This is a genomic window from Campylobacter concisus (assembly GCF_003048575.1).
Classification (GTDB): domain Bacteria; phylum Campylobacterota; class Campylobacteria; order Campylobacterales; family Campylobacteraceae; genus Campylobacter_A; species Campylobacter_A concisus_U.
On the sequence record NZ_PIRZ01000002.1, the window covers coordinates 130,891 to 152,293 of the forward strand.

Here is a 21,403-nt window from a genome sequence, read left to right on the forward strand (position 1 = left end):
AATCGCTCTAAAAATTTAAACTTAGGAGATATTTTTGAAACGTATATTTGTGATTTTATCGCTAGTTTTTGGCTTTGCTTTTGGGGCTGATTTTTCTTTAAATGAGTATAGAACTCCTATAATTAGCGTCGATAGTGATGGCACAGCGACGATAGTTGATAGTCCAGAAATTTTAATCGGCTCAAGTGGCGTTGTGCTTCATAAATTTGATACTGATAGCTCTATCATCGCAAGAGTTAGTGTTATCTCAAAAAATTCTGGCTTTGCTAAGATTAGATTTGAGGTGTTTGATCTGCTTGAGCAAAAGGCGCTCCCACTTCCAGGCATCGCACCTGCAAATGGTGATATGGTCGTGCTAAACTATCTTTATAACCGCTCATTAATCATCGTGCCAAATAAAGAAATTTACGAAGAGATCACTTCTGCGTTTCCAAATATGATATTTATCCACCCAGATATTATAGGAGCATATCTAAGCTACGAGTACAAGCCAAATCCAAGTAGAGATGACTTTAGAAAAATGTGCGCTCAAAGTGCAGCTGGTTTAATTTTCGTAGCGATGGATGGCAGAAGCGTTTTTGCTGATTGCCAAAGCTTTAAAGTGCTAAAAGAATTTAAAAGTGGTGAGGTTGAGTACTATCAACTTCCATTTTATACAAGAGTTAGCGACATAGACACTGTGTTTTGGAAGTTAAATAGTGAGCACATTAACAACTACGACGCTCACTACGAAAAACTTTTCGAAGAAGATAACTGATAAATGAGCCGTTTGTCCTTAAGTAAGCAAAGCTTAAAAGAGTTTTTAAATTTGCTCCCAACGCTTAAGGACAAAGAGCTCTTTCACTATGCCTCAAGCCTTAGTTTTCATACGATTTTATCGATCATTCCGATACTTCTTATATCGTTTTCTATCTTTACAAAACTGCCTAGTTTTGAGGATTATTACGCCAAGATTCAGGACTTTATATTTTCGGCTCTTTTGCCAAGTAATCAAGAGATCATCTCAAACTATTTGCAAAATTTCTTACAAAATAGCGGAAATTTAGGCATAGTTGGCTTCGTAGCAATGATATTTACATCAGCCATGTTTTTTAGCGACTACGAGTATGTAGTTTTGAAAGTGACACGTGCAAATAAGGCTAGAGGATTTTGGTCGGCGCTTAGCTCGTATTGGACTCTTATCACGCTTGCGCCACTTGGTCTTGCTGGCAGTTTTTATCTCTCAAGCCTCATTCAAGAGATGCTAGACTCAAACGTGATCACAAGCTCGATAAATTTTTTAAGTATCTTTCCATATCTCATCATCTGGGCGATATTTTGTGTCACATATCTCATCTCAGTAAATGACGAGATAAAGTTTAAAAGCGCACTTTTTAGCTCATTTGCAGCCTCGCTTGTTTGGTATCTTGGCAAATCAGCCTTTGTATATTATGTCCTTTATAATAAGACATATCTTAGTGTCTACGGCTCGTTTTCGGCTGTGCTTTTCTTCTTTGTCTGGATCTATATATCGTGGATCATCTTTTTATATGGGCTAAAACTTTGTGCTTATCTTTCAAATAGCTTAAAATTTAAAAGATAAATTTGATATTTCGCTAGCTGGATATATTTATAAAATTACCAGCTAGCGTGTGTATTATTTTATGTAAAATTTTATGTGGATCAGCGTTTAAATTCGCAAATTTCTATCTTTGTACCAAGCTCTTTGCTAAATTTGCTCACAGCCTTATCTAGTTCATCTTTGTCAAAGCAGATAAGATCTATGTAAGATCGCATCTCGCCATTTGCTTCACCTATGATCTCGCAAATTTTACTCTCCTTTAGCGCATCTGAAATTTTATTTTTGCTATCAACGCCAAACTGTATGTCGCCGCCGTGAGATAGGGCTAAAAAGCAAAAATTTATGCCAAGTTCAAAAGCTTCGTTATAAGTATCGCTTATGCCGTCGTAGTACTCATTTAGTAGCTCGCTAAGAGATGTATATCCTGTAAAAACGTCGTCACGTAGCTCATTTGAGCGAGGCTCTAGCTCGTAGACCATAAAATTCTTAAGCGGCTCATTTGAGGCTTCTTTACCAAATTTATCATCTATAAGATCGGCAAAGTCGATCAGTGGCACGCCTTTTTCTCTTGGTTTGTCTATTATCTCAAACTCTCCAAGCATATTTATCATGATCATCTCGCCAACTACGTTGTCACAAAGTATGAGCGATAATGTATATGCCTTATTTTCATCTTCGCTTTTAAGCTTGCTTAGAGTTTCGTTATATAGGCACATATCTACGCTTTTGTCGTTGAAATTTGCATAGACCATGACCTCATTTGCATCAACGCTTACACCATACATTTGTATAGTAGCGACGTTTCGTGGTGCACGTGGCTTGCCAAGTGTGCAAGTAAGCTTTGACTCATACTCTTTTGGCATGCGCGACTTTATAAATTTAAGCCATAAAAGCCTATGTTTGAGTCCTTCTGGAGTGAGTACTAGATCGATCTTTCCATCAATAAGGCCTATCATAAAAGTTGGATCAACTAAACATAAATTTAGTGCTTCTTCGGTCATTTTGCTTGCTGCTTCAAAATTTTTATCTTCTAAATTTTGTTTGATGGCGTCTAAATTTTTGCCAAACTCGCTCCAAAATTTATCAACTCTGCTTGCAAAGCTAGAGCTCTTTTTAGAAAACCACATTTTTATCCTTGTTTATTAAAATTTTCAACATTTTTTTGCGTATAAATTTTCATCGATGGAAATTCTAAGGCACTTAGCTTGTCATATCCTTCTTCATTAAAAACACATCCCGTATCGATATTTGCGCTATTTGTATAGAGCTTAGCCTCGCGCACTGGCGTGTGGCCATAGACATTAAATATGCCTTCAACTTGCATCATATCGCCTCTGCCTGATAGTACATGCCTTCTAAACTCATCTCTTGAGCTATCATCATCTCTTAAAGTCCAAAATTTACCAACAGCCGAGTGCGAAACGACCAAATGCTCGCCATTTTGGTTTTTACACTCTTTAAACTCCAGATAAACTGGCCTTGTTTCTAAAAAATCCACATGCCTTTGCTTAAACTCCACACTTTGTCCAAGGTATGATCTATATGTCTCTTCTCCGCCGTTTCCAAAGAACCAGCTCCTGTCAAATGGCACTTTGTTGTTTAGAAATTCAAGTTTATTACTTAGCAGCCTGCGCTCATGATTTCCCATTACCATTTTATAGTTATTTTGCATGATAAGCTCGACTACATCGCAACTAAAAAGCCCCCGATCTATCACATCTCCGACAAAGCAAATTTGTGATTTTTCTTTGTCTGGAAACTGCTTGATAAGCTCTAAAAGTGTGTTAAAACAGCCGTGCACATCGCCTATAATATAAATTTGCTCGCTCAATTTTTCTCCTTTGTGCCAAATTTTAGTCTATTAAGCTTAAAAATGTAGTGTTAAAAAACACTTTTGTATAGCTGTACTATATTGGCGTAATGCTAGCGATATATAAAGTTAAAACCTAGTAAAAGATATTTAAAATTTAAGGAATTTAAAGTAGAAGGGAGCCTAAGCTCCCTAAAATCATTGTGCGTAAAAGCCGCTAACCTTACCGGTTAGGTCAATCATTATATTTTTCATTTGAGTGTAGTGCTCAAGGATGATTTTGTGAGTTTCTCGGCCGATACCTGAGTTTTTATAGCCGCCAAATGGGCTGCCTGCTGGGATTTGGTTATAGGTGTTGATCCAGACTCTGCCAGTCTCCATAGACCTTGCAACGCGGAGCGCTTTTGTGATGTCTTGCGTGAAAATTCCGCCACCAAGGCCATATTCGCTATCATTTACCATTTTGATAAGCTCGGCTTCATCTTTAAATTTAATGACAACGCCAACTGGGCCAAAAATTTCTTCCTGAGCTACTCTCATGTCGTTTGTCACATCAACTAGCAGTGTTGGCTCGACAAATGCGCCCTTGTCGCAACCATTTGCTGTGTAGGCTTTACCACCGACTGCCACTTTTGCACCTTCTTTTTTGCCGATCTCAACGTAGTTTAGAATTTGCTCAGCTTGTTTTTTATTGATTTGTGAGCCCATTTGAGTGCTAGGATCGAGTGGATCGCCAACTTTTATGGTACTAAATTTCTTAACCGCAGCCTCTATAAATTTGTCGTAAAAGCTCTCTTCTACGAAAATTCTTGAACCTGCGCAGCAAACTTGACCTTGGTTAAACAAAATTCCAAGCTGAAGGCCGTCAAGCGCCTTGTCTAAATTTGCATCGTTAAAGAAGATGTTTGCGCTCTTGCCACCAAGCTCAAGTGTGGCTGGTATGATACGTCTAGCTGCTGCTATGGCGATATCGCGGCCGATCTCGGTTGAACCAGTAAACGCTAGCTTGTCAAGGCCTGGGTGGTTTTTGATCCACTCGCCACTCTTACTGCCTCTGCCGGTTACGATGTTTATTAAACCTTTTGGTAAAATTTTATCTATCAGCCTAAATAGCTCAAGCACACTTAGACTTGTCTCGCTTGAAGGCTTAAATACGCTCGCATCGCCAGCTGCGATCACTGGAGCTAGCTTCCAAGCTGCCATTAAAAATGGAAAATTCCAAGGCACGATCTGCCCCACAACTCCTAGTGGCTCGCGTAAAACGATAGAGAGTTGTTTCTCGTCAAGCACGTTTGCGCTGCCTTCTTCGCCCATTATAACGCCAGCAAAGTACCTAAAATGCTCTGCTGCAAAAGGAATATCAACATTTAGCGTCTCACGGATCGGCTTACCGTTGTCCATGCTCTCGACTTTTGCTAAATGCTCTTTGTTTTCATCGATTATGTCAGCGATCTTGTTTAGCAGTTTTGCTCGCTCGCTAATTGTAGTGTGTTTAAATTTCTTAAAAGCCTCACGTGCAGCACGAACTGCATCACTTACATCTTCTTCAGTCGCATCTGCGATCTTTGCAAGGTGATCGCCGTTTGCTGGATTTTTTGCATCAAGGGTAGCGCCGTCTTTTGCGTCGCGCCACTCACCATTTATGAAAAGCCCATATTTTTCTAGTAACTTCATACTTTTCTCCTCGATTAAGATTTTGTAAAAGGATTATAATATTAATAAAATTTATCAAAAATAAATTTTTGCTATAAATTATCTTTTTTAATAAAATTTATTATCTAATATAAGAAATTTTGGATTTAGTCCTTCCAAGAGAGTGAAAAGGTAGTTTCTTTACCAAGTTCGCTTTGGCATTTTACGACGATATCATTTTTCTTGCAGCACTCTTTAACTAAATTTAGCCCTATGCCAAATCCGCCTTGATCTTCGTTAAATCTCGTGTAGCGATCAAAAATTTGTAGCTGTTGCTCTTTGCTGATGCCATGTCCAAGGTTGCTTATGCTAAAGAAATTTGGCTCTAAAACGATGCGTACTTCTGAATTTTGCGCTGCATATTTTGCGGCATTACTTAGGAGATTATCTAAAATTTTGCTCATATCCTCAAGGTCTGCGTTTATGAAGCTAGGCTTTAGGCTGGTGTCTATCTTAAGGCCACGTTTGGCAAAAAATGGCGAGAAATAGTTCAGTCTTTGCGTGGTTAGTAAATTTAGATCTATGAGCTCTTTTTTGCTTGGCTTATCTAGATTAAAGCTTAGATGAACGAGCGCGTCATAAATGTTATTTAGGCTCTTTGCGGCAAGGCTGATATTGTTAAAGCGCTTTAAATTTCGCTCATTTAGGTTGTCAAGATCGGCTGTTTCTATGCTCATCGAGATGACGCTTAGAGGCGTGTTTATCTCGTGTGTTGAGTCTTTTATAAAGCGGTTTAGCGTATCTATCTTTTCATAAAGCGGTCTTAGGCTTAGTTTTGCGAGGTAAAAGGCGACAAAGAGCAGGGCAAAAAAGAAAAAGAGCGCCTTTAGCATGGTTGAAATTTGTAAAGATAAAATTTCAGCCTTGATATCTTTGCCAACTAGAAAAATATCTGCGTATGAGAGCTCGTCTGTGGTGTTGTCGTCCATGTACTGGATCTTTTCAAATATCGCGACTTTGCCGTCTATCAAATTTACATTTTTGCTTTTGTCGATTTTTTGGCAGTCAAAGTCTTTATAAATTTTCTCGCCATTTTTTAGCACGATGCAAGCATGCACGCCTTTTTCTTTTGTTAGACTTGAAATTGAATCAAGTCCATTCATTCTAGCTTTCATGTAAATGCCCATTTTTATCTCTTTTAAAGACTTCACCTCGTTTAAAATGAGCGCTTCTTTTTTGTTTTTATAGTCATGTATGAAAAAATATCCTAAAAATAGCACAGTGCTAACAAGATAGAGGGATAAAATTTTAAATAAAATTTGCGTCTTTTCAGACATAGACATAGCCGTCCCCACGCCTATTTAATATGGCATCTTTGCCTAAAATTTGGCGTAAATTTTTGATATAGACACGAAGGCTAAGCTCGCTTGGCTCCTCGTCAAATTTCCAAATTTTATTAAAAATTTCATCTTTGGTTAAAATTTTGCCTTTGTTTTGCAAAAATAGGGCGAGTAGGTCGCTCTCTTTGCTCGAGATATTTACATTTTCGCCGTTTTTACTTAGGGTTTTGCTCTGTGGGTGAAAGCAAAGATCATCTAAAATTTTGATATCTTCGCCGTTTTGGTGTGAGAAATTTCTCTTTAGAAGTGCTTGTATACGTATGAGTAGTTCTTTTAGCTCAAATGGCTTTTTTAGATAGTCGTCGCAGCCACTTTTGTAGCCTTTTTCAAGATCATCAATGGTATTTAGCGAGGTGGTAAAGATGCTAGGTGCGCTAACACCTAGCTCTCTTAAGGAAGAAAGAAGTGAAAAGCCATCTCCTTGTGGGATTTTGACGTCAAGTATAAGCAGGTCGAAATTTTGCTCGTAGGCGAGATCAAGTGCATCTTTGGCATTATCTGAAGTAGTGACCTTATAGCCATTTTCGCTTAGATACTCACTGATGAGATCAAGTAAAATTTCATCATCTTCAACGAGCAAAATTCTAACCATCAAGCACCTTTACATACCTTTTTTCATTTCGTCTTTTTTCATACCCATGTCGTCTTTCTTCATTTCATCTTTCATGCCCATGTCATCTTTTTTCATTTCATCTTTTTTTATCATGGGTTTTTTGCCCATGTCATCTTTCATCATCTGCTCTTTCTTCATCATCTCGTCTTTGCCCATGTCATCTTTTTTCATCATTTCAGTAGCATTTGCAAGACCACCAAGCATAAACATAGCACCAAGTGCAACTAGTAGTAATTTCTTCATAACGTCTCCTTTAAATGAAATATGATGAAATACTATCTCTTTAGTGTTAAGTGAGTGTGAATTTACGCAAATACAAAATATATAACTGGAAGCGTGATAAATGAAAAAAGCACGCCTATGGCCACTGATGAGATGGCTAGCGAGCTATCAAGCCCAGCTTTTATGACCATCGCACTTGCAAGGGCTGATGTTGGCATTGCACATTGAAAGAGACCAACGACCCAAGTTTTGCTCATCTGGATACCTGAGACTTTTAATATGATGAAAAATACGATAGCTGGCAAGATCATCTTACATAAAAGCACGACGCTAACGCCCTTATATGTGCTTGTGATGCTATTGAAATTTAATCCAACACCGATAGCAAAAAGTGCTACCGGAGTGACGCTGCCTTCAAACATCCTAAGTGGCGCAAAGATAAATTCTGGCAAAGGGACTTCTTTTAAGATAAGAGCCATAATAAGCGCGATAAATGGTGGAAATTTTAAAATTTTCATCGTATTTTGAAATAGTGAAACCTTCTCTGGTGCAGCAAAAGAGAGGATAAGTGGCCCAAGGATCGAAAGTGGGATACCAGTGGCTATTTGATCGTAAAAGATGACTTCATTTACCATCGCATCGCCAAAGAAGCCTTGAATGACAGGCATACCGACAAATAGGGTATTACCAAAAAGGCTTAACATGACCATACTAACAGTTGTTACTTTAGTAAATTTAAAGATCTTACCAAGTACCAACGCCATGACAGCACTGATAGCTGTTGAGCCAAAGCCAATTAAAATTGTATTTATAAGCGAAACATCGACGTTTACGTGATAAATTTTGTCAAAGATTAGCGCAGGCATTGCAAAACAAAGGACAAAATCCACAAATGGGATCGAGTGCTTTTGCTCAACAATACCCACTTTTTTAGCAAAAAAACCAGTTGCGATTATGAAAAAAATTGCAAAAAGTGGAGTGAAATTCATAGCATTTCTCTTTTAAATCTAAATTTTACGGAAAATTGATTATAGGACCCATAAGATTAAATTACAATAAACCTTTTTTAAAATTTGCTCTCAAAAATTTATGCCTTAATATCAACCTTTTTATAAAATTTATCTCTCTCATCTATCTTTTCTTTACTCTTTAAATCATTCTCAAGATAGCTGATATTATAAATTTCTCTTGTAGATATGCTTTTGCCATTATTTAGACTGATTAAAAATTTACTCTCAAATTTATTAGATAGATTGGCAATGGCGATCGCTCCGGCATCTTTTAGACTTACGATTTTATCACCTTGCATGAAGCCAATATCCTTAAAATCCAAGCTATTTAGCTGCACATTATTCATCTCTTTTGCCTCTAAATTTATGCTAGTTTTTAGCTCACTCGATGTATTTAGCTTGCCAGTATCGTTATAAAGCTCTTTTACGTCTATCTCTCTACCACTATCAAATTTTAGTCTTATGGTGCCATCTTTGTTTAGCTTCATAGCTATGACGCTATCGCTATCTTGCAAAGATGTGGCAGCTGTGGCTTCATTTGTTATAAAAGCCTTTTTTACTTTTTTTAAATTTGAGATACTAAACTCAAGCCCAGTTGCTTGTTTAAATTCATTTTCCATCGCGATCATTTTGGCTGATTTTGTCTTTTCAAGCTTTGATATATAAGCGTCCACATTTTCTTCAAATTTCTTTAAATTATTGCCAAGATTTTCTATCATTTTGTTGTATGCGTCAAACTCAGCGTTATAATCTTTGTAAAATTTCATAAAACTATCTTTTTGAAATTTTGTATATGAGAAATTTTCATCTTTTTTGTAATCTTTGCTCGGCTCAATGATCGGATTAAACTCGCTTAGTCTTGCAGTGTCATCAAAACCCACTTTAAGATAGGCAAAATTTTTAAAAGAGCTATCTTTGCCAAAGATATTATTGTGTCTTAGATCGACCCAGCCGTCATTTTGGGCATATTTTTTAAAGAAATTATTTATATCATTTTTCTCTATCTTTTCATATCTGTTTTCTGCAGCGAACAAAGTATTTGGATCTGAGGCGTAGTAAGAGTGCCTATAATCAATATCTTTTGTATCCACGTAAAGATCGGGATTATTTGTGATCGTTGCTTTACGATTTAGCTCTTCTCTTTCTATTTGGTTGTGATTTATGACATTTGTGCTGATAAACTGTCTAAGATCAACCCTTGGCATCACATCGCTTAAATTTGCTATTTTTTCATTTCCGTCTTTGTCATAACCCCTTACTTTTAACTTATCAAAGAGTATATCTTTTTGATCTAGTACACCGTCATTGTTGCTATCAAAGCTAAAAAGATAGCTATTATTTTCTAATTTTGTAGTGCCAAGTTTGTCGTTATCGCCGTAAATATCTAAAAATACTTCTACTTCGCCATATTTTGTTTTTAGAGTGTTTGAATAGGCGTAATCGTTTAAATTTTTAAATTTTGTATTTTCTAAGTATCCACTTTTTAGTGTAGATAGCATACTGCTGCTATCTGAAGCTTTTATATTTTTAAAGTAGGCATTTTCATTAAAATGATAGCCTTTAGAAAGCTCATCGGAGTAAATTTTATTGTTGCTGTAGATGAGATTTTTTGAGTAGTTATTTAAAATTTCTTCTACTTTTTGTAGGATTTTGTATCTGTTTTGCTCTTTGATCTCGGAATCAGTGATGTTTATAACTTTGCTTGCTTTGATACTTTCTTTTAAATTTGAAATTTGTTCGTTATTTATCTCTAAACCTTGTTTATCCTTAAAGGTATGGAGCATATCTGTAGGATTTTCTAAATCTTTTAAATTTATAAAGTTATATTTTAAAGGTGTAATATTCATCTAAAATCCTTTTTAAAGATGTTGCAGATAATATCGGATAAATTTAGAAAGTATTTAGACGTATAATGGTGCCCGAGGTCGGACTCGAACCGACACAAGGTTGCCCTTACCAGATTTTGAGTCTGGCGCGTCTACCAGTTTCACCACTCGGGCTAAGTTAAGATTTGAAATTAAAATTGCGTGAGATAAAAAAAGGGGGAGGAGGACTCCCCTAAAAAGAAATTATTTCTTTTTACCTTTTTTAGCAGCACCAGCAGCAACTGCTTCTTTAAGTTTTTTGCCAACTTTGAACTTAACTGCTTTGCTAGCAGGAACATCGATAACTTTTTTAGTTCCAGGAACTCTAGCTTTTCTTGCAGCTCTGTCAGCAGTACCGAAAGTACCAAAGCCTATAAAGCTAATTGTATCGCCTTTTTCAAGAACTGCTTGGATTGTCTCCAAAGTAGCATCAACAACTTTTAGAGTATCTTTTTTTGAAAGACCAGCCTTATCGGCAACAGCTTGAATAAATTCAGCTTTTTTCATGAACCATCCTTTTAAGAAGTTATGTGGCTATATTACACTCTTTTAAAAAAAAATACAATACTTTTTCCCTAAATTTAGCTCTTTTTTACATTTTTTTAACAAAAAATGCAATTTTTTTAAAAATTTACTCGCAAATTTCAAACATAAGCTCGGTCTTTAGCCCAATCTTTTTCATATCAATAAGTCTTAAATTTTTAAAATTTAAGCTCATTAGTTCATTTTTACTTTTTACAAATTTATTTGCGATCTCATGCAAAACTCTGCCTCTATACGCTTTTGCGTGATGACTCACTATTTTTTTATTTTTTACAAAACAAAAAGTTATGTATTCTTTTTTTATAGTGTAAAATTTTTCATAAAACTTAGCTCTAAGGTCTAAAATCTCATCATTTTGCAAAAAATCATTAACCGCTTTACTAAAATTTTTTTCATAAAATTTTGAAATTTCAAAGCCACCTAGCTTTTCACCTTGCTTTAGTTTGTATTCTGGTATCTCATCTTTTGCTAAGATAGGCCCAAATAAATTTGAAAATATTAAAACATTATTATCTATATATTTTTGTACCTCATTGTCTAAACCACGATAGTTTAGATGCTTATAAGCCACACCATCATACCTTAAAATAGCTTTTATGCTGCCTTTTTGAGATAGACTTTCTCGCAACTGCTTGCTCTCTTCAAGCTCTTTTAGTCCAAAAAGCTTTTTTATCTCGTCTAAATTTGCGTTTTTTAAAAACTCATCGTATTTGTTTAAAATTTCAACTCTTTTGTCAAAAAGTTCTGGAAATATCAAATCCTTACCATTAAATTTATTATTTGTATTTAGAGAAATTTTACTTTCGCTTGGAGAAAAGAGAATTTTTAATGCCATTTTTCTTACCTATTTTATATATAAATTTTTGTTGGATTATACAATAAACTTTTTGTGCTAAAAAAAATCAAATTTTTACCGATATAAAAACAAGCGGAATCATTTTTGCTTAGAGTGAATAAAAATTTAGGAAAAAATTATGAGAATAACAAACCAACTACGTTTTAGTCAGACTTTGCATGACTACCAAAAAAATATGACTGGTGTAAATAAAAGCTACAAGCAGCTCTCAAATGGTTTGAAAATTCAAGATCCATACGATGGTGCTGCGACTTATAATGATGCAATGAGGCTTGATTATGAAGCGACTACTCTCACTCAAGTAGTTGATGCCACTGGTAAATCTGTAAATTTCTCAAAAAATACAGATAATGCATTACAAGAGTTTGAAAAACAGCTTGAAAATTTTAAGACAAAAGTAGTCCAAGCAGCTAGCAGCGTGCATAGTAAGACATCGCTAGAGGCTTTGGCAAATGATCTTCAAGGCATAAAAAATCACCTTGTGAATATTGCAAACACTTCGGTTAATGGGCAGTTTTTGTTTTCTGGAAGCGCTGTTGATACAAAGCCAATAGATGGTGCAGGAAAGTATCAAGGCAACCGTGATTATATGAAAACATCAGCCGGTGCTCAGGTTGAGCTTCCTTACAATATCCCAGGATATGATCTATTTTTAGGAAAAGACGGTGATTACAGTAAAATTTTGACCACAAATGTTCGTTTAGCTGATCAAACTAGAACCGACATCTCTTATGCGCCAAAATTTCTAAACGATAACAGCAAGATAAAAAATATGATCGGACTAAATTACGCTAGTGATTCAGTGGTTAGAAGTGATGGCTCTTACAATGGCACAATAAATCCGGATTATGATTTTTTAGATAATTCAAATGTAAATTTTCCGGACACGTATTTTTTTATGCAAGGCAAAAAGCCAGACGGTACGACATTTACTAGCAAATTTAAGATGAGTGCAAATACAACAATGGCTGGGCTTATGGAAAAAATCGGCATGGAATTTGGCAATACAAAAACAACAAAGGTTGTTGATGTAAGCATAAATAATGATGGACAATTTAATATAAAAGATCTTACTAAAGGTAATCAAACTATTGACTTTCATATGGTTGCAGCCACATCAGTAGCACCAAATCGCGGTGCAATCGCTCAAAACAACGCACTTGATGCGGTAAATTCTCTTGAAGATCTTGAGACTATGGCAAATCGCGTTCCAAAAACAGTTCACATTACAGAATTTGTAAAAAGTAAATATCTTGACAAGGATGGAAATGCGACAAATGCATTTGACTATGATAAGGTTAGATTTGAAAGAAAGGATAATGAACTAATCGCAAATTTACCTCAAGTAGCTAGAAGAACGGGCGAATATGCAACAGATCAGACAAAGCTAAGCGAAGTCTCTGGTACAAAAGAGAGCTACGATAGAAATTTATATCCAAAAGATGTCGATGCTAGAAAGAGAGAGCTTTTTAATATCGACAACCAAGAGATAAAATTACAAGTAAAGTCAATCACCGGTACAAAATATGACATAAAGGTAAAAATGGGCACAGCAGGGGGTACAAATACTCCAGTGCAATTTGAAATAACATCTACACCACCAGGTGGCACACCTTCTGCACCTAGGACTTTAACAGTTTATAACTCAGATGAGTTTGGAAGTTACAGAACTTATGCTAGCGATTTTACTTATAGGCAGCTCATGGATATAGTTGCTATGGCAGCAAGTGATAATATCCCAAATCCTCCACATGCAGAAAACGCAAATTTTGATACAGATATTGAAAAAGTAAAAAGAGATCAAAACTATAATGCATATAAAGAAGCTCTATCAAAAACTAAAGGTGCAGTAGAGACAACTTTAGATGATCGTGGCAGAATGATTTTAACCGACAAGACAAAATCAGTAACAAACATAGAAGTAACTATGTATGATTCAAAAAATAGCGATAAATTTGATGGAGATAGCACCGGCAGAGATACAGCCGGTAATGCTGGACACGCTCAAGGAAAAGGCTCTGTTTTTAGCTTTAATGAAAATAATGCTTTAACTATTGATGAGCCAAGCACGAGCGTTTTTCAAGACCTTGATAATATGATCGAAGCTGTTAGAAAGGGATATTATAGAGCTGATGCAAATAGTAATGACCCACGAAATACCGGCATGCAAGGTGCATTACAAAGGCTTGATCATTTAATAGATCATGCAAATAAAGAGCTTACAAAGATCGGCTCTCAATCAAGACTTTTAACAGCTACAAAAGAGCGAGCCGAAGTAATGAAAGTGAATGTGCAAACTGTTAAAAATGATGTAATTGATGCAGACTATGCGGAGTCATATCTGAAATTTACGCAGCTTTCACTATCTTATCAAGCAACTCTACAAGCAAGCGCAAAGATAAATCAACTAAGCTTACTAAATTATTTAAATTAAAATTTAAATCAGCAGGCCACCTAGCTTGCTGATTTTTTAAAATTAAACTCAAGCGTGCTATAATAAGCCTTTTTTATAAAGGATCTAAAATTTTACGACATATCTTATTTACAATTTTTGTTTGCATTTTTATATATTTTGGTATCGCCACAGCTGCTCCAACTGCTGATTTTGTTGGCTCACTTGGACAAAGCCTTGGTATTTTAAATATCAAATATTTTGGACTTATTGCGTATGTTTATCCATTTTTATTGATCATTTTGGGCTATTTTGTCTATAAAAATTTTAAAAAATTTGACTTTGATTTTGCTCAGTTTTTGATAGGAATTTTTCTCTTTTTTGTAGCTTTTTTGATGTTTCAAGCCTTGAGCACTTCTAGCATAAATGGCGGTATAATTGGAAATTTCATAGTTAGTGCCTTAAAAGAGGTGATCGGCTCTATCGGCACTGCGGTTGCTATACTTATGATGTTTATTATTTCACTTGGGCTTGCTTTTAGAGAAAATTTTATCATTGTTTTAAGAAAGGCTTTTGTCGATAGAGAGCCAAAAAGCTACGAGGCGAGTAAAAATTTAAAAGATATAAAACCAAAACAAATCCCAAAGATAGAACGCAAAAGACAAAAGAATAATGATATAAAAGAAGAAGAGCTTATCGAAGCTCAGGTACTAAATGATGATGAGCAGAATTTAGATGAAGAGCTAGAGCCTGAGCTAGAAAAAGAGAGCAGGGCCTCAACTATAAACGGAGTTGAAATTTTAAACGAAGTGGCTGAAAACAAGAAGTTGCTTGATCAAATAGAGCGAGGAAATGTGGAAAAGCCAAAGAATTTTGTCTTGCCACCGCTTAAATTTTTAAACGATCCGCCAAAACGCTCGCATAGTGTCAATGAAACGGAAATCGATCAGCAAATTTCTAATTTGCTTGATAAACTCCGTAAGTTTAAAATAGACGGCGATGTGGTTAGAACTTATACTGGGCCTATCGTCACGACATTTGAGTTTCGTCCAGCCCCACATATCAAGGTAAGTAAAATTTTAACGCTTCAAGATGACCTAGCGATGGCACTAAAGGCTCAAACTATCCGTCTCCAAGCGCCGATCCCCGGCAAAGATGTCGTAGGCATCGAGGTGCCAAATCAAAATTTAGAAACTATATATCTAAAAGAAATTTTAGAGAGCGAAGTCTTTAAAAACGCAAGTAGCCCACTAACTATGGCACTTGGCAAAGATATCGTTGGTGCTCCTTTTGTGACTGATCTTAAAAAGCTACCTCATTTGCTAATCGCTGGAACTACAGGATCAGGCAAGAGTGTGGGTATAAATGCGATGCTTTTAAGCCTGCTTTATAGAAATAGCCCACAAACTTTGCGTCTAATGATGATAGATCCAAAAATGCTTGAATTTAGCATATATAACGATATTCCGCACCTTTTGACACCGGTCATTACAGAGGCTAAAAAAGCGATCACTGCACTTGCCAATATGGTCGCTGAAATGGAGCGAAGATATAAGATAATGAGCCAAACTCGTACGAAAAATATAGAGAGCTACAATGAAAAGATGAAAGAGGAGGGCGGTGAGCAGTTTCCATACATCGTTGTGATCATCGACGAGCTTGCTGACCTTATGATGACTAGTGGCAAGGATGTAGAGCTTTATATCGGCCGCCTAGCACAGATGGCAAGGGCTAGCGGCATACACTTGATAGTGGCAACCCAGCGCCCAAGTGTTGATGTCGTGACTGGCCTTATAAAGGCAAATTTACCAAGTAGGATAAGCTATAGGGTAGGGCAGAGAATCGATAGTAAGGTCATCTTGGATCAAATGGGAGCTGAGAGCTTGCTCGGACGCGGAGATATGCTGTTTACGCCTCCTGGAAGTCCTGGTGTGATAAGACTGCATGCGCCTTTTGCGAGCGAAAAAGAGATAGAGACAATCGTAAATTTCTTAAAAGAGCAACAAGATGTAGTTTATGATGAGAAATTTTTAATAGAAGAAGGCACAAGCGGAAGTGTGGCCGCTGGTACTCTAGGAGAAGATGAGCTTGACGAGCTTTACGAAGAGGCCAAAGAGATCATTTTAAGTGAGCAAAAAACGTCGATCAGTTATCTGCAAAGACGTTTAAAAATAGGTTATAACAAAGCTGCAAATATAATCGAACAAATGGAAAGAATGGGTGTTTTAAGTCCAGTGAATGCAAAAGGACAAAGAGAAATTTTATAGCTAAAGTCATAAATTGCTTTAATTTTAGAATTTTAATTTTTATTAAAATTCTAAAAAGTCTTGACAAAGCACATTAAAATCTATATAATTACAATTCTTAAAAACATTGGGGTATCGCCAAGCGGTAAGGCAACTGGTTTTGGTCCAGTCATCCAGAGGTTCGAATCCTCTTACCCCATCCACTTTTAAATCCAAAATAATCCTTGTCGCGGAGTAGAGCAGTGGTAGCTCGTCGGGCTCATAACCCGAAGGTCGGCGGTTCAAATCCGTCCTCCGCAACCAAATGCCCATTACTTTTACCACCTAAAAACTAAACGCCAACCCCTATGCCATCGCGTATATCCTCTACATTAAGATGGACATAGTGCAAGCTACTCTTAATATCCTTATGACCCATAAATCTCATTAATTTATGAGCATTAAATCCTTTCAAACTCACTAACCTAGAAGCCACTGTATGGCGTAATACATATAGTCCGTGAGTATTGTTTTCTCCCTTGTATCCTAGATGGTTTCTTACAGCCCATCACATACGATTTGCTGTATCGTGGTTTAGATGAGTTATGGGGCACTTATCTAGTGGCAAATCTTTGCAGTTATCATAAGCCCCTTGAGATACCCAGTAGTAAGCCATACGAAGCACTTGGTCGTCTTTTGTTTCAGTAAAGAGAGTTTGCGTGCCTCTATTTTACTTACGCTATCAGCTATCTCTAAGCGTTGCTTTATGGCTTTAAAGACTAGAATGGTTTTATTTTAATATGTAAAAAGAAAGATTAGTAAAAATAGGTTTCATAACTTTTAAATATAAAAAGAGAAATTCCCATCTGCTATATGTTTTATGGATTATTAGTATAAATTTAAAAATACAGGAGGGGCGAATGCCCCTAATTATTATTTTAAAGTTTGGATGTATTCAGCTACTGCTTTTGCATCTTCGTCGCTCATTGGAGTAGCGATTGGTTTCATCATAGCGCCAAGACCAAATTTATTTGCTCCTGTTTTATAACCCTTTAGTGCCTCTTCGATAGCTGCTGCATCAAGAGATGTTAAAGCTGGAACTTTATTATTGAACATTTTTTCAGCTTTCGCACCATGACAGGCGATGCATTTTTTGTAGATAGCAGCACCATCTGCAGCAAAGGCAGCAGTTGAAAGTAGAGCCGCAACGCTAGAAACAATTAGTAATTTTTTCATTTTTCATCCTTTGTAAAAAAGTTTATGCATTATAGTACAAAAAGGTAAATTCGCAAGAAGCTAGTTAAAATATTTTGGCTATAATCACCAAATGAATAAAAATGAGCCTATTAAAGCACTTTTTCTGGATCGAGACGGCGTAATAAACGAAGATGCTGGATATGTTTGCGAGATCAAAGACTTTAAATTTATCGATGGCATTTTTGACGCATTGAGAGAATTTAGCGATGCTGGCTATAAGCTCTTTGTCGTGACAAATCAATCAGGTATCGGAAGAGGCTACTACACGCAGGAGCAGTTTGACGCTCTAACTAAATTTATGCTTGAAATTTTCAAAAAAGAGCAAATTTTTATCACCAAAGTCTACTTTTGCCCACACGCTCCAGAGGCGGATTGCGCTTGTAGAAAACCAAATCCAAAAATGATACTTGATGCTTGCAAAGAGTTTAACATAGACCTTGAAAACTCGCTCATGATAGGCGATAAGCCAAGTGACATCGAGGCTGGCAAAAGGGCAGGTGTTGGTAGAAATTTCTTGCTTGATAGCATAAATTTTAAAGATGTAAGAGATGTTTTAAATAAGCTAAAAAAGGAAAAATCACTATGAATTTAAATGGAAAAAAGATAGTTATAACTGGAGGCGCTGGCTTTATTGGCTCAGCCTTAGCGCATTATTTTGATGAAAATTACAAAGATGCTCACGTGCTTGTCGTGGATAAATTTAGAAACGATGAGACATTTAGCAATGGCAACCTAAAAAGCTTTGGCCATTTTAAAAATTTACTTGGCTTTAAGGGTGAAATTTACGCTGGAGACATCAACGATCCTAGTACGCTTGAAAAGATAAAGAGCTTTCGTCCAGACGTTATCTACCATGAGGCAGCGATTTCTGACACGACCGTAAAAGAGCAAGACGAGCTAATAAAAACAAATGTAAACGCATTTGTAAATTTGCTTGATATCTGCGAGAGTTTGGGCGCAAAGATGATCTATGCAAGCTCTGGAGCGACTTACGGCAACGCAAAGAGCCCACAAACCGTCGGCGAGTGCGAAGCGCCAAATAATGTCTATGGCTTTAGCAAACTAAGCATGGATAATATCAATAAAATTTACGCAAAGCGTGGCGTGAGCGTTGTTGGGCTGAGGTATTTTAATGTCTTTGGTAAAGGCGAGTTTTTCAAAAATAAAACCGCCTCGATGGTGCTGCAGTTTGGTCTGCAAATTTTAGCTGGCAAGACCCCAAGGCTCTTTGAGGGTAGCGACCAGATCAAGCGTGACTTTGTCTATATAAAAGATATCATTGAGGCAAACATAAAAGCACTTGACGCGCCAAGTGGCGTCTATAACGCAGCTACTGGCAAGGCAAGAAGCTTTCAAGATATCGCCGACATCTTGCAGCGTGAGATCGGCGTAAATTTAGGCAATGAATACATAAAAAACCCATTTATCGGCTCATATCAGTTTCACACTGAGGCCGACGTAGCTCCAGCTCGCGAGGCATTTGGTTTTAGCGCGACTTGGAGCTTGGAAGAGGCAATAAAAGACTACTTGCCAGAAATAAAGAGAATTTATAAGGAAGAGCTAAATGGCTAAGAGAGTTAAAATTTTAGTCGTCGGCGATCTCATGCTAGATCACTACATCTGGGGCAGTTGTGAGCGCATCTCGCCTGAAGCTCCAGTGCAGGTTGTAAAGATAAATAACGAAACCTACACGCTTGGTGGCGCTGGCAATGTGGTGAGAAATTTGCTTTCCCTTGGTGCAAACGTGAGCGTGGCTAGCGTCTTAGGAGATGATGAGGCTGGCAAAAAGATAAAAGAGAGGCTCGCTGAGCTAAACGTAAAAGATGAGCTCATACTCACCGAAAAAGGACGCGAAAGCTCGATAAAAAGCCGTATTATGGCATCGCACCAGCAAGTTGTCAGGATCGATAAAGAGAGCGTTGTTAAGATAAATTTAGAAGATGAACTCGTCTCAAAAGTAAAAGAAAACCTTGCAAATTTTAAGGCCGTCTTGCTAAGTGACTACGGTAAAGGCGTGCTTAGCGAAAAGGTCTGCCAAGAGATCATAGACGAGTGCGTGAAGCTAAAAATCCCAGTGCTTATCGATCCAAAAGGCAGCGACTACTCAAAGTACAAAAACGCGACCCTTCTAACGCCAAATAAAAAAGAGGCGAGCGAGGCTACAAATTTAAAGATAAAAGACAAGGCCGAGCTTGAAAAGGCGATAAAACAGCTAAAAGACAGGCTAAATTTAACCTATTCGATCATCACGATCTCAGAAGAGGGCATCGCGCTATATGATGACAGACTACACATTTTTGCCGCTAAAGCAAAAGAGGTCTTTGACGTCACTGGTGCTGGAGATACGGTGCTTGCCACACTTGGCTATATGCTGGCAAATGGAGCTGATATAAAAGAGGCGATAAAGATAGCAAACCTCGCAGCAGCCGTCGTCGTGGCGAAGATCGGTAGTGCAACGGCTAGCTTTAGCGAGATCGAACAGCTGCTAAATAGCTCATTTGGGGCAAATTTCGAGCACAAGCTTAAAAGCGTTGAGGAGCTAGAAGAAATTTTGAGCCAAAAGGGCAAGAAAAAGGTCGTTTTTACAAATGGCTGCTTTGATATACTGCACGCTGGACACGTAAAATACCTAGCGCGAGCAAGAGAGCTTGGCGATCTTTTAGTTGTCGGACTAAACTCAGACGCTTCAGTAAAGAGACTAAAAGGCGAGGCAAGACCTATAAACTCACAAGATGATAGAGCATGCGTGCTAAGTGGGCTTGGATTTGTTGATTATGTCGTGATTTTTGATGAGGATACGCCTTTAAATTTGATAACACAGATAAAGCCTGATGTGCTTGTAAAAGGGGCTGATTATAAAGACAAAGAGGTCATTGGTAGCGATATCGTAAAAGAGGTCAGGCTGATTGACTTTGTCGAGGGTAAAAGCACAACAGGGATAATAAAAAGGATAAAAGATGCTAAAAACAATGATAAAAAATGAGCTCGAGGCTCACCAAAAGACCTTTAGTGAGCATGTAAATTTGCTTGATAACTTAGAGCGTGCTTGCCAGATGGTAGCTGATACGCTAAAAAATGGTAAAAAGGTGCTTATATGTGGCAACGGCGGCTCTGCAGCGGACGCTCAGCATTTTGCAGCTGAGCTAACTGGCAGATATAAAAGCGAGCGCCAACCACTTCCTGGCATCGCGCTAACCACTGATACTTCGGCACTTACAGCCATTGGCAACGACTACGGCTTTGACTATGTTTTTTCACGTCAGTTTGAGGCTTTGGCTCAGCCAGGTGACTTGCTCGTGGCGATCTCAACAAGCGGCAACAGCAAAAATGTCCTTGAAGCTATAAAAAGTGCCAAGAAAATGGGCGCGTCAGTGCTTGGACTAAGCGGTAAAGGAGGTGGCGCTATGAATGAAGGATGTGATCTAAATTTAGTTGTTAGCTCAAGCGATACAGCAAGAATTCAAGAGTCGCACATATTTTTTATTCACACGATCTGTCAGGCCGTGGACGAGGCTTTTAGGGGTTAATATGCAAGAAGCGATGGATAAATTTTTAAGTGATCCTAGCGAGAAAAATGAGGTAAATTTGATAGCGGCTTTAAAAAAGGCTAGCTTTTTCGCTCCGGTGCTTTTAAATCAAGCACTCGCAAAGCCTGATGGCGGCGTAGTCTATGAGGAGGAGGGCTCAAATATCAAATTTATCCTACTTGAAGATGAGGGCGAGAAGCTTAGCTATTTTCCAGCATTTACTAGCAAAGAGGCGATGAAGCTTTGGCGAAACGACAGTGAGCAAGAGAGCATTGAGATAGGGCTAAAAGAGTATCTTGCGATGCTAAAAGAGAGCAGCTACGCTGGAGTCGTGGTTGATGCTTTTAGCTATGATTTTATTCTTAAAAAAGAGCAGATAGAAAAAATTTTAGACTAAAATTTTCATCGCACTATTGCCAAAGTCGCTGATTTGCTATTTAGCAAGTTTTTATTAATTTTAAGCTAAAATCAGCCAAGCTAAATTTAAGGA

General features: G+C 37.4%; 20 protein-coding genes, 3 tRNA genes and 1 pseudogene. 11 read left to right on the forward strand and 13 right to left on the reverse strand.

Annotated features, from left to right (window positions below; genetic code table 11):
* Window positions 1-34: 34 nt before the first annotated feature.
* Window positions 35-757 carry a plasminogen-binding N-terminal domain-containing protein gene (locus tag CVS84_RS02830; protein ID WP_021090557.1) on the forward strand — a complete coding sequence of 241 codons (723 nt, stop codon included), beginning with the start codon at window positions 35-37 and terminating at the stop codon, window positions 755-757.
* A gap of 3 nt (window positions 758-760) precedes the next feature.
* Window positions 761-1,582: a YihY family inner membrane protein gene (locus tag CVS84_RS02835; protein WP_107691075.1), complete on the forward strand. Its 822-nt coding sequence runs from the start codon at window positions 761-763 to the stop codon at window positions 1,580-1,582.
* An 80-nt stretch (window positions 1,583-1,662) separates the two neighbouring features.
* On the opposite strand, the gene CVS84_RS02840 is transcribed toward CVS84_RS02835, so the two are convergent.
* The 11 genes from CVS84_RS02840 to CVS84_RS02890 all read right to left on the reverse strand — a co-directional run bounded on the left by CVS84_RS02840 (window position 1,663) and on the right by CVS84_RS02890 (window position 11,491).
* Window positions 1,663-2,688 (reverse strand): hypothetical protein, encoded by a 1,026-nt coding sequence (locus CVS84_RS02840; RefSeq protein ID WP_107691076.1) that lies wholly within the window; start codon window positions 2,686-2,688, stop codon window positions 1,663-1,665.
* A gap of 2 nt (window positions 2,689-2,690) precedes the next feature.
* The gene (locus tag CVS84_RS02845; protein WP_107691077.1) at window positions 2,691-3,392 is read right to left on the reverse strand and encodes a metallophosphoesterase; all 702 of its coding nucleotides are present in this window, start codon (window positions 3,390-3,392) and stop codon (window positions 2,691-2,693) included.
* A 177-nt stretch (window positions 3,393-3,569) separates the two neighbouring features.
* Window positions 3,570-5,045, reverse strand: a complete 1,476-nt coding sequence (locus CVS84_RS02850) for an aldehyde dehydrogenase family protein (RefSeq protein WP_107691078.1) — start codon at window positions 5,043-5,045, stop codon at window positions 3,570-3,572.
* A gap of 125 nt (window positions 5,046-5,170) precedes the next feature.
* Window positions 5,171-6,340, reverse strand: a complete 1,170-nt coding sequence (locus CVS84_RS02855) for a sensor histidine kinase (RefSeq protein ID WP_107691079.1) — start codon at window positions 6,338-6,340, stop codon at window positions 5,171-5,173.
* The gene (locus CVS84_RS02860) at window positions 6,333-6,995 is read right to left on the reverse strand and encodes a response regulator transcription factor (protein ID WP_107691080.1); all 663 of its coding nucleotides are present in this window, start codon (window positions 6,993-6,995) and stop codon (window positions 6,333-6,335) included. Before CVS84_RS02860 ends, CVS84_RS02855 begins: the two co-directional genes overlap by 8 nt.
* Before the next feature lie 9 nt (window positions 6,996-7,004).
* On the reverse strand, window positions 7,005-7,259 hold the full coding sequence (locus CVS84_RS02865) for a pyruvate kinase (protein WP_054196512.1): 255 nt from the start codon (window positions 7,257-7,259) through the stop codon (window positions 7,005-7,007).
* 62 nt (window positions 7,260-7,321) lie between these two features.
* Window positions 7,322-8,227, reverse strand: a complete 906-nt coding sequence (locus CVS84_RS02870) for an AEC family transporter (protein WP_084108126.1) — start codon at window positions 8,225-8,227, stop codon at window positions 7,322-7,324.
* Between the two features lie 98 nt (window positions 8,228-8,325).
* Window positions 8,326-10,095 (reverse strand): response regulator, encoded by a 1,770-nt coding sequence (locus CVS84_RS02875; protein WP_107691081.1) that lies wholly within the window; start codon window positions 10,093-10,095, stop codon window positions 8,326-8,328.
* Between the two features lie 66 nt (window positions 10,096-10,161).
* A tRNA-Leu gene (locus CVS84_RS02880) sits at window positions 10,162-10,248 on the reverse strand.
* 69 nt (window positions 10,249-10,317) lie between these two features.
* On the reverse strand, window positions 10,318-10,620 hold the full coding sequence (locus tag CVS84_RS02885; RefSeq protein ID WP_012001719.1) for an HU family DNA-binding protein: 303 nt from the start codon (window positions 10,618-10,620) through the stop codon (window positions 10,318-10,320).
* Window positions 10,621-10,744: 124 nt separating this feature from the next.
* Entirely contained in the window at window positions 10,745-11,491 is a 747-nt protein-coding gene (locus tag CVS84_RS02890) for a YaaA family protein (protein WP_107691082.1), read from the reverse strand.
* A 139-nt stretch (window positions 11,492-11,630) separates the two neighbouring features.
* Between CVS84_RS02890 and flgL the strand changes: the two genes are divergently transcribed.
* The 4 genes from flgL to CVS84_RS02910 all read left to right on the forward strand — a co-directional run bounded on the left by flgL (window position 11,631) and on the right by CVS84_RS02910 (window position 16,453).
* A complete protein-coding gene (gene flgL / locus CVS84_RS02895) occupies window positions 11,631-13,946 on the forward strand; it encodes a flagellar hook-associated protein FlgL (protein WP_107691083.1) in 2,316 nt (771 codons plus the stop codon).
* Window positions 13,947-14,089: 143 nt separating this feature from the next.
* Complete coding sequence (locus tag CVS84_RS02900) at window positions 14,090-16,171, forward strand: DNA translocase FtsK 4TM domain-containing protein (RefSeq protein ID WP_413784321.1); 2,082 nt, start codon at window positions 14,090-14,092, stop codon at window positions 16,169-16,171.
* A gap of 107 nt (window positions 16,172-16,278) precedes the next feature.
* A tRNA-Gln gene (locus CVS84_RS02905) sits at window positions 16,279-16,353 on the forward strand.
* A 25-nt stretch (window positions 16,354-16,378) separates the two neighbouring features.
* Window positions 16,379-16,453 (forward strand) — tRNA-Met (locus tag CVS84_RS02910).
* Window positions 16,454-16,481: 28 nt separating this feature from the next.
* Here the strand turns inward: CVS84_RS02910 and CVS84_RS09795 are convergent.
* Window positions 16,482-16,631, reverse strand: a pseudogene (locus CVS84_RS09795) (hypothetical protein); the annotation flags it as partial.
* A gap of 431 nt (window positions 16,632-17,062) precedes the next feature.
* The gene (locus tag CVS84_RS02920; RefSeq protein ID WP_072594134.1) at window positions 17,063-17,365 is read right to left on the reverse strand and encodes a c-type cytochrome; all 303 of its coding nucleotides are present in this window, start codon (window positions 17,363-17,365) and stop codon (window positions 17,063-17,065) included.
* 91 nt (window positions 17,366-17,456) lie between these two features.
* Between CVS84_RS02920 and gmhB the strand changes: the two genes are divergently transcribed.
* From gmhB to CVS84_RS02945, 5 genes are read left to right on the forward strand one after another with little or no spacing between them, the layout of a single operon-like run.
* On the forward strand, window positions 17,457-17,972 hold the full coding sequence (gene gmhB, locus CVS84_RS02925) for a D-glycero-beta-D-manno-heptose 1,7-bisphosphate 7-phosphatase (protein WP_107691086.1): 516 nt from the start codon (window positions 17,457-17,459) through the stop codon (window positions 17,970-17,972).
* Entirely contained in the window at window positions 17,969-18,958 is a 990-nt protein-coding gene (gene rfaD / locus CVS84_RS02930) for an ADP-glyceromanno-heptose 6-epimerase (protein WP_087582375.1), read from the forward strand. The genes gmhB and rfaD overlap by 4 nt, the downstream gene beginning before the upstream one ends.
* Window positions 18,951-20,369 (forward strand): D-glycero-beta-D-manno-heptose-7-phosphate kinase, encoded by a 1,419-nt coding sequence (rfaE1, locus tag CVS84_RS02935; protein ID WP_107691087.1) that lies wholly within the window; start codon window positions 18,951-18,953, stop codon window positions 20,367-20,369. Before rfaD ends, rfaE1 begins: the two co-directional genes overlap by 8 nt.
* Window positions 20,344-20,913, forward strand: coding sequence for a D-sedoheptulose 7-phosphate isomerase (gene gmhA, locus CVS84_RS02940; RefSeq protein WP_107691088.1), 570 nt, complete (start codon window positions 20,344-20,346; stop codon window positions 20,911-20,913). The genes rfaE1 and gmhA overlap by 26 nt, the downstream gene beginning before the upstream one ends.
* Window position 20,914: 1 nt before the next feature.
* On the forward strand, window positions 20,915-21,310 hold the full coding sequence (locus tag CVS84_RS02945; RefSeq protein ID WP_107691089.1) for an SseB family protein: 396 nt from the start codon (window positions 20,915-20,917) through the stop codon (window positions 21,308-21,310).
* The last annotated feature ends 93 nt before the right edge of the window (window positions 21,311-21,403 follow it).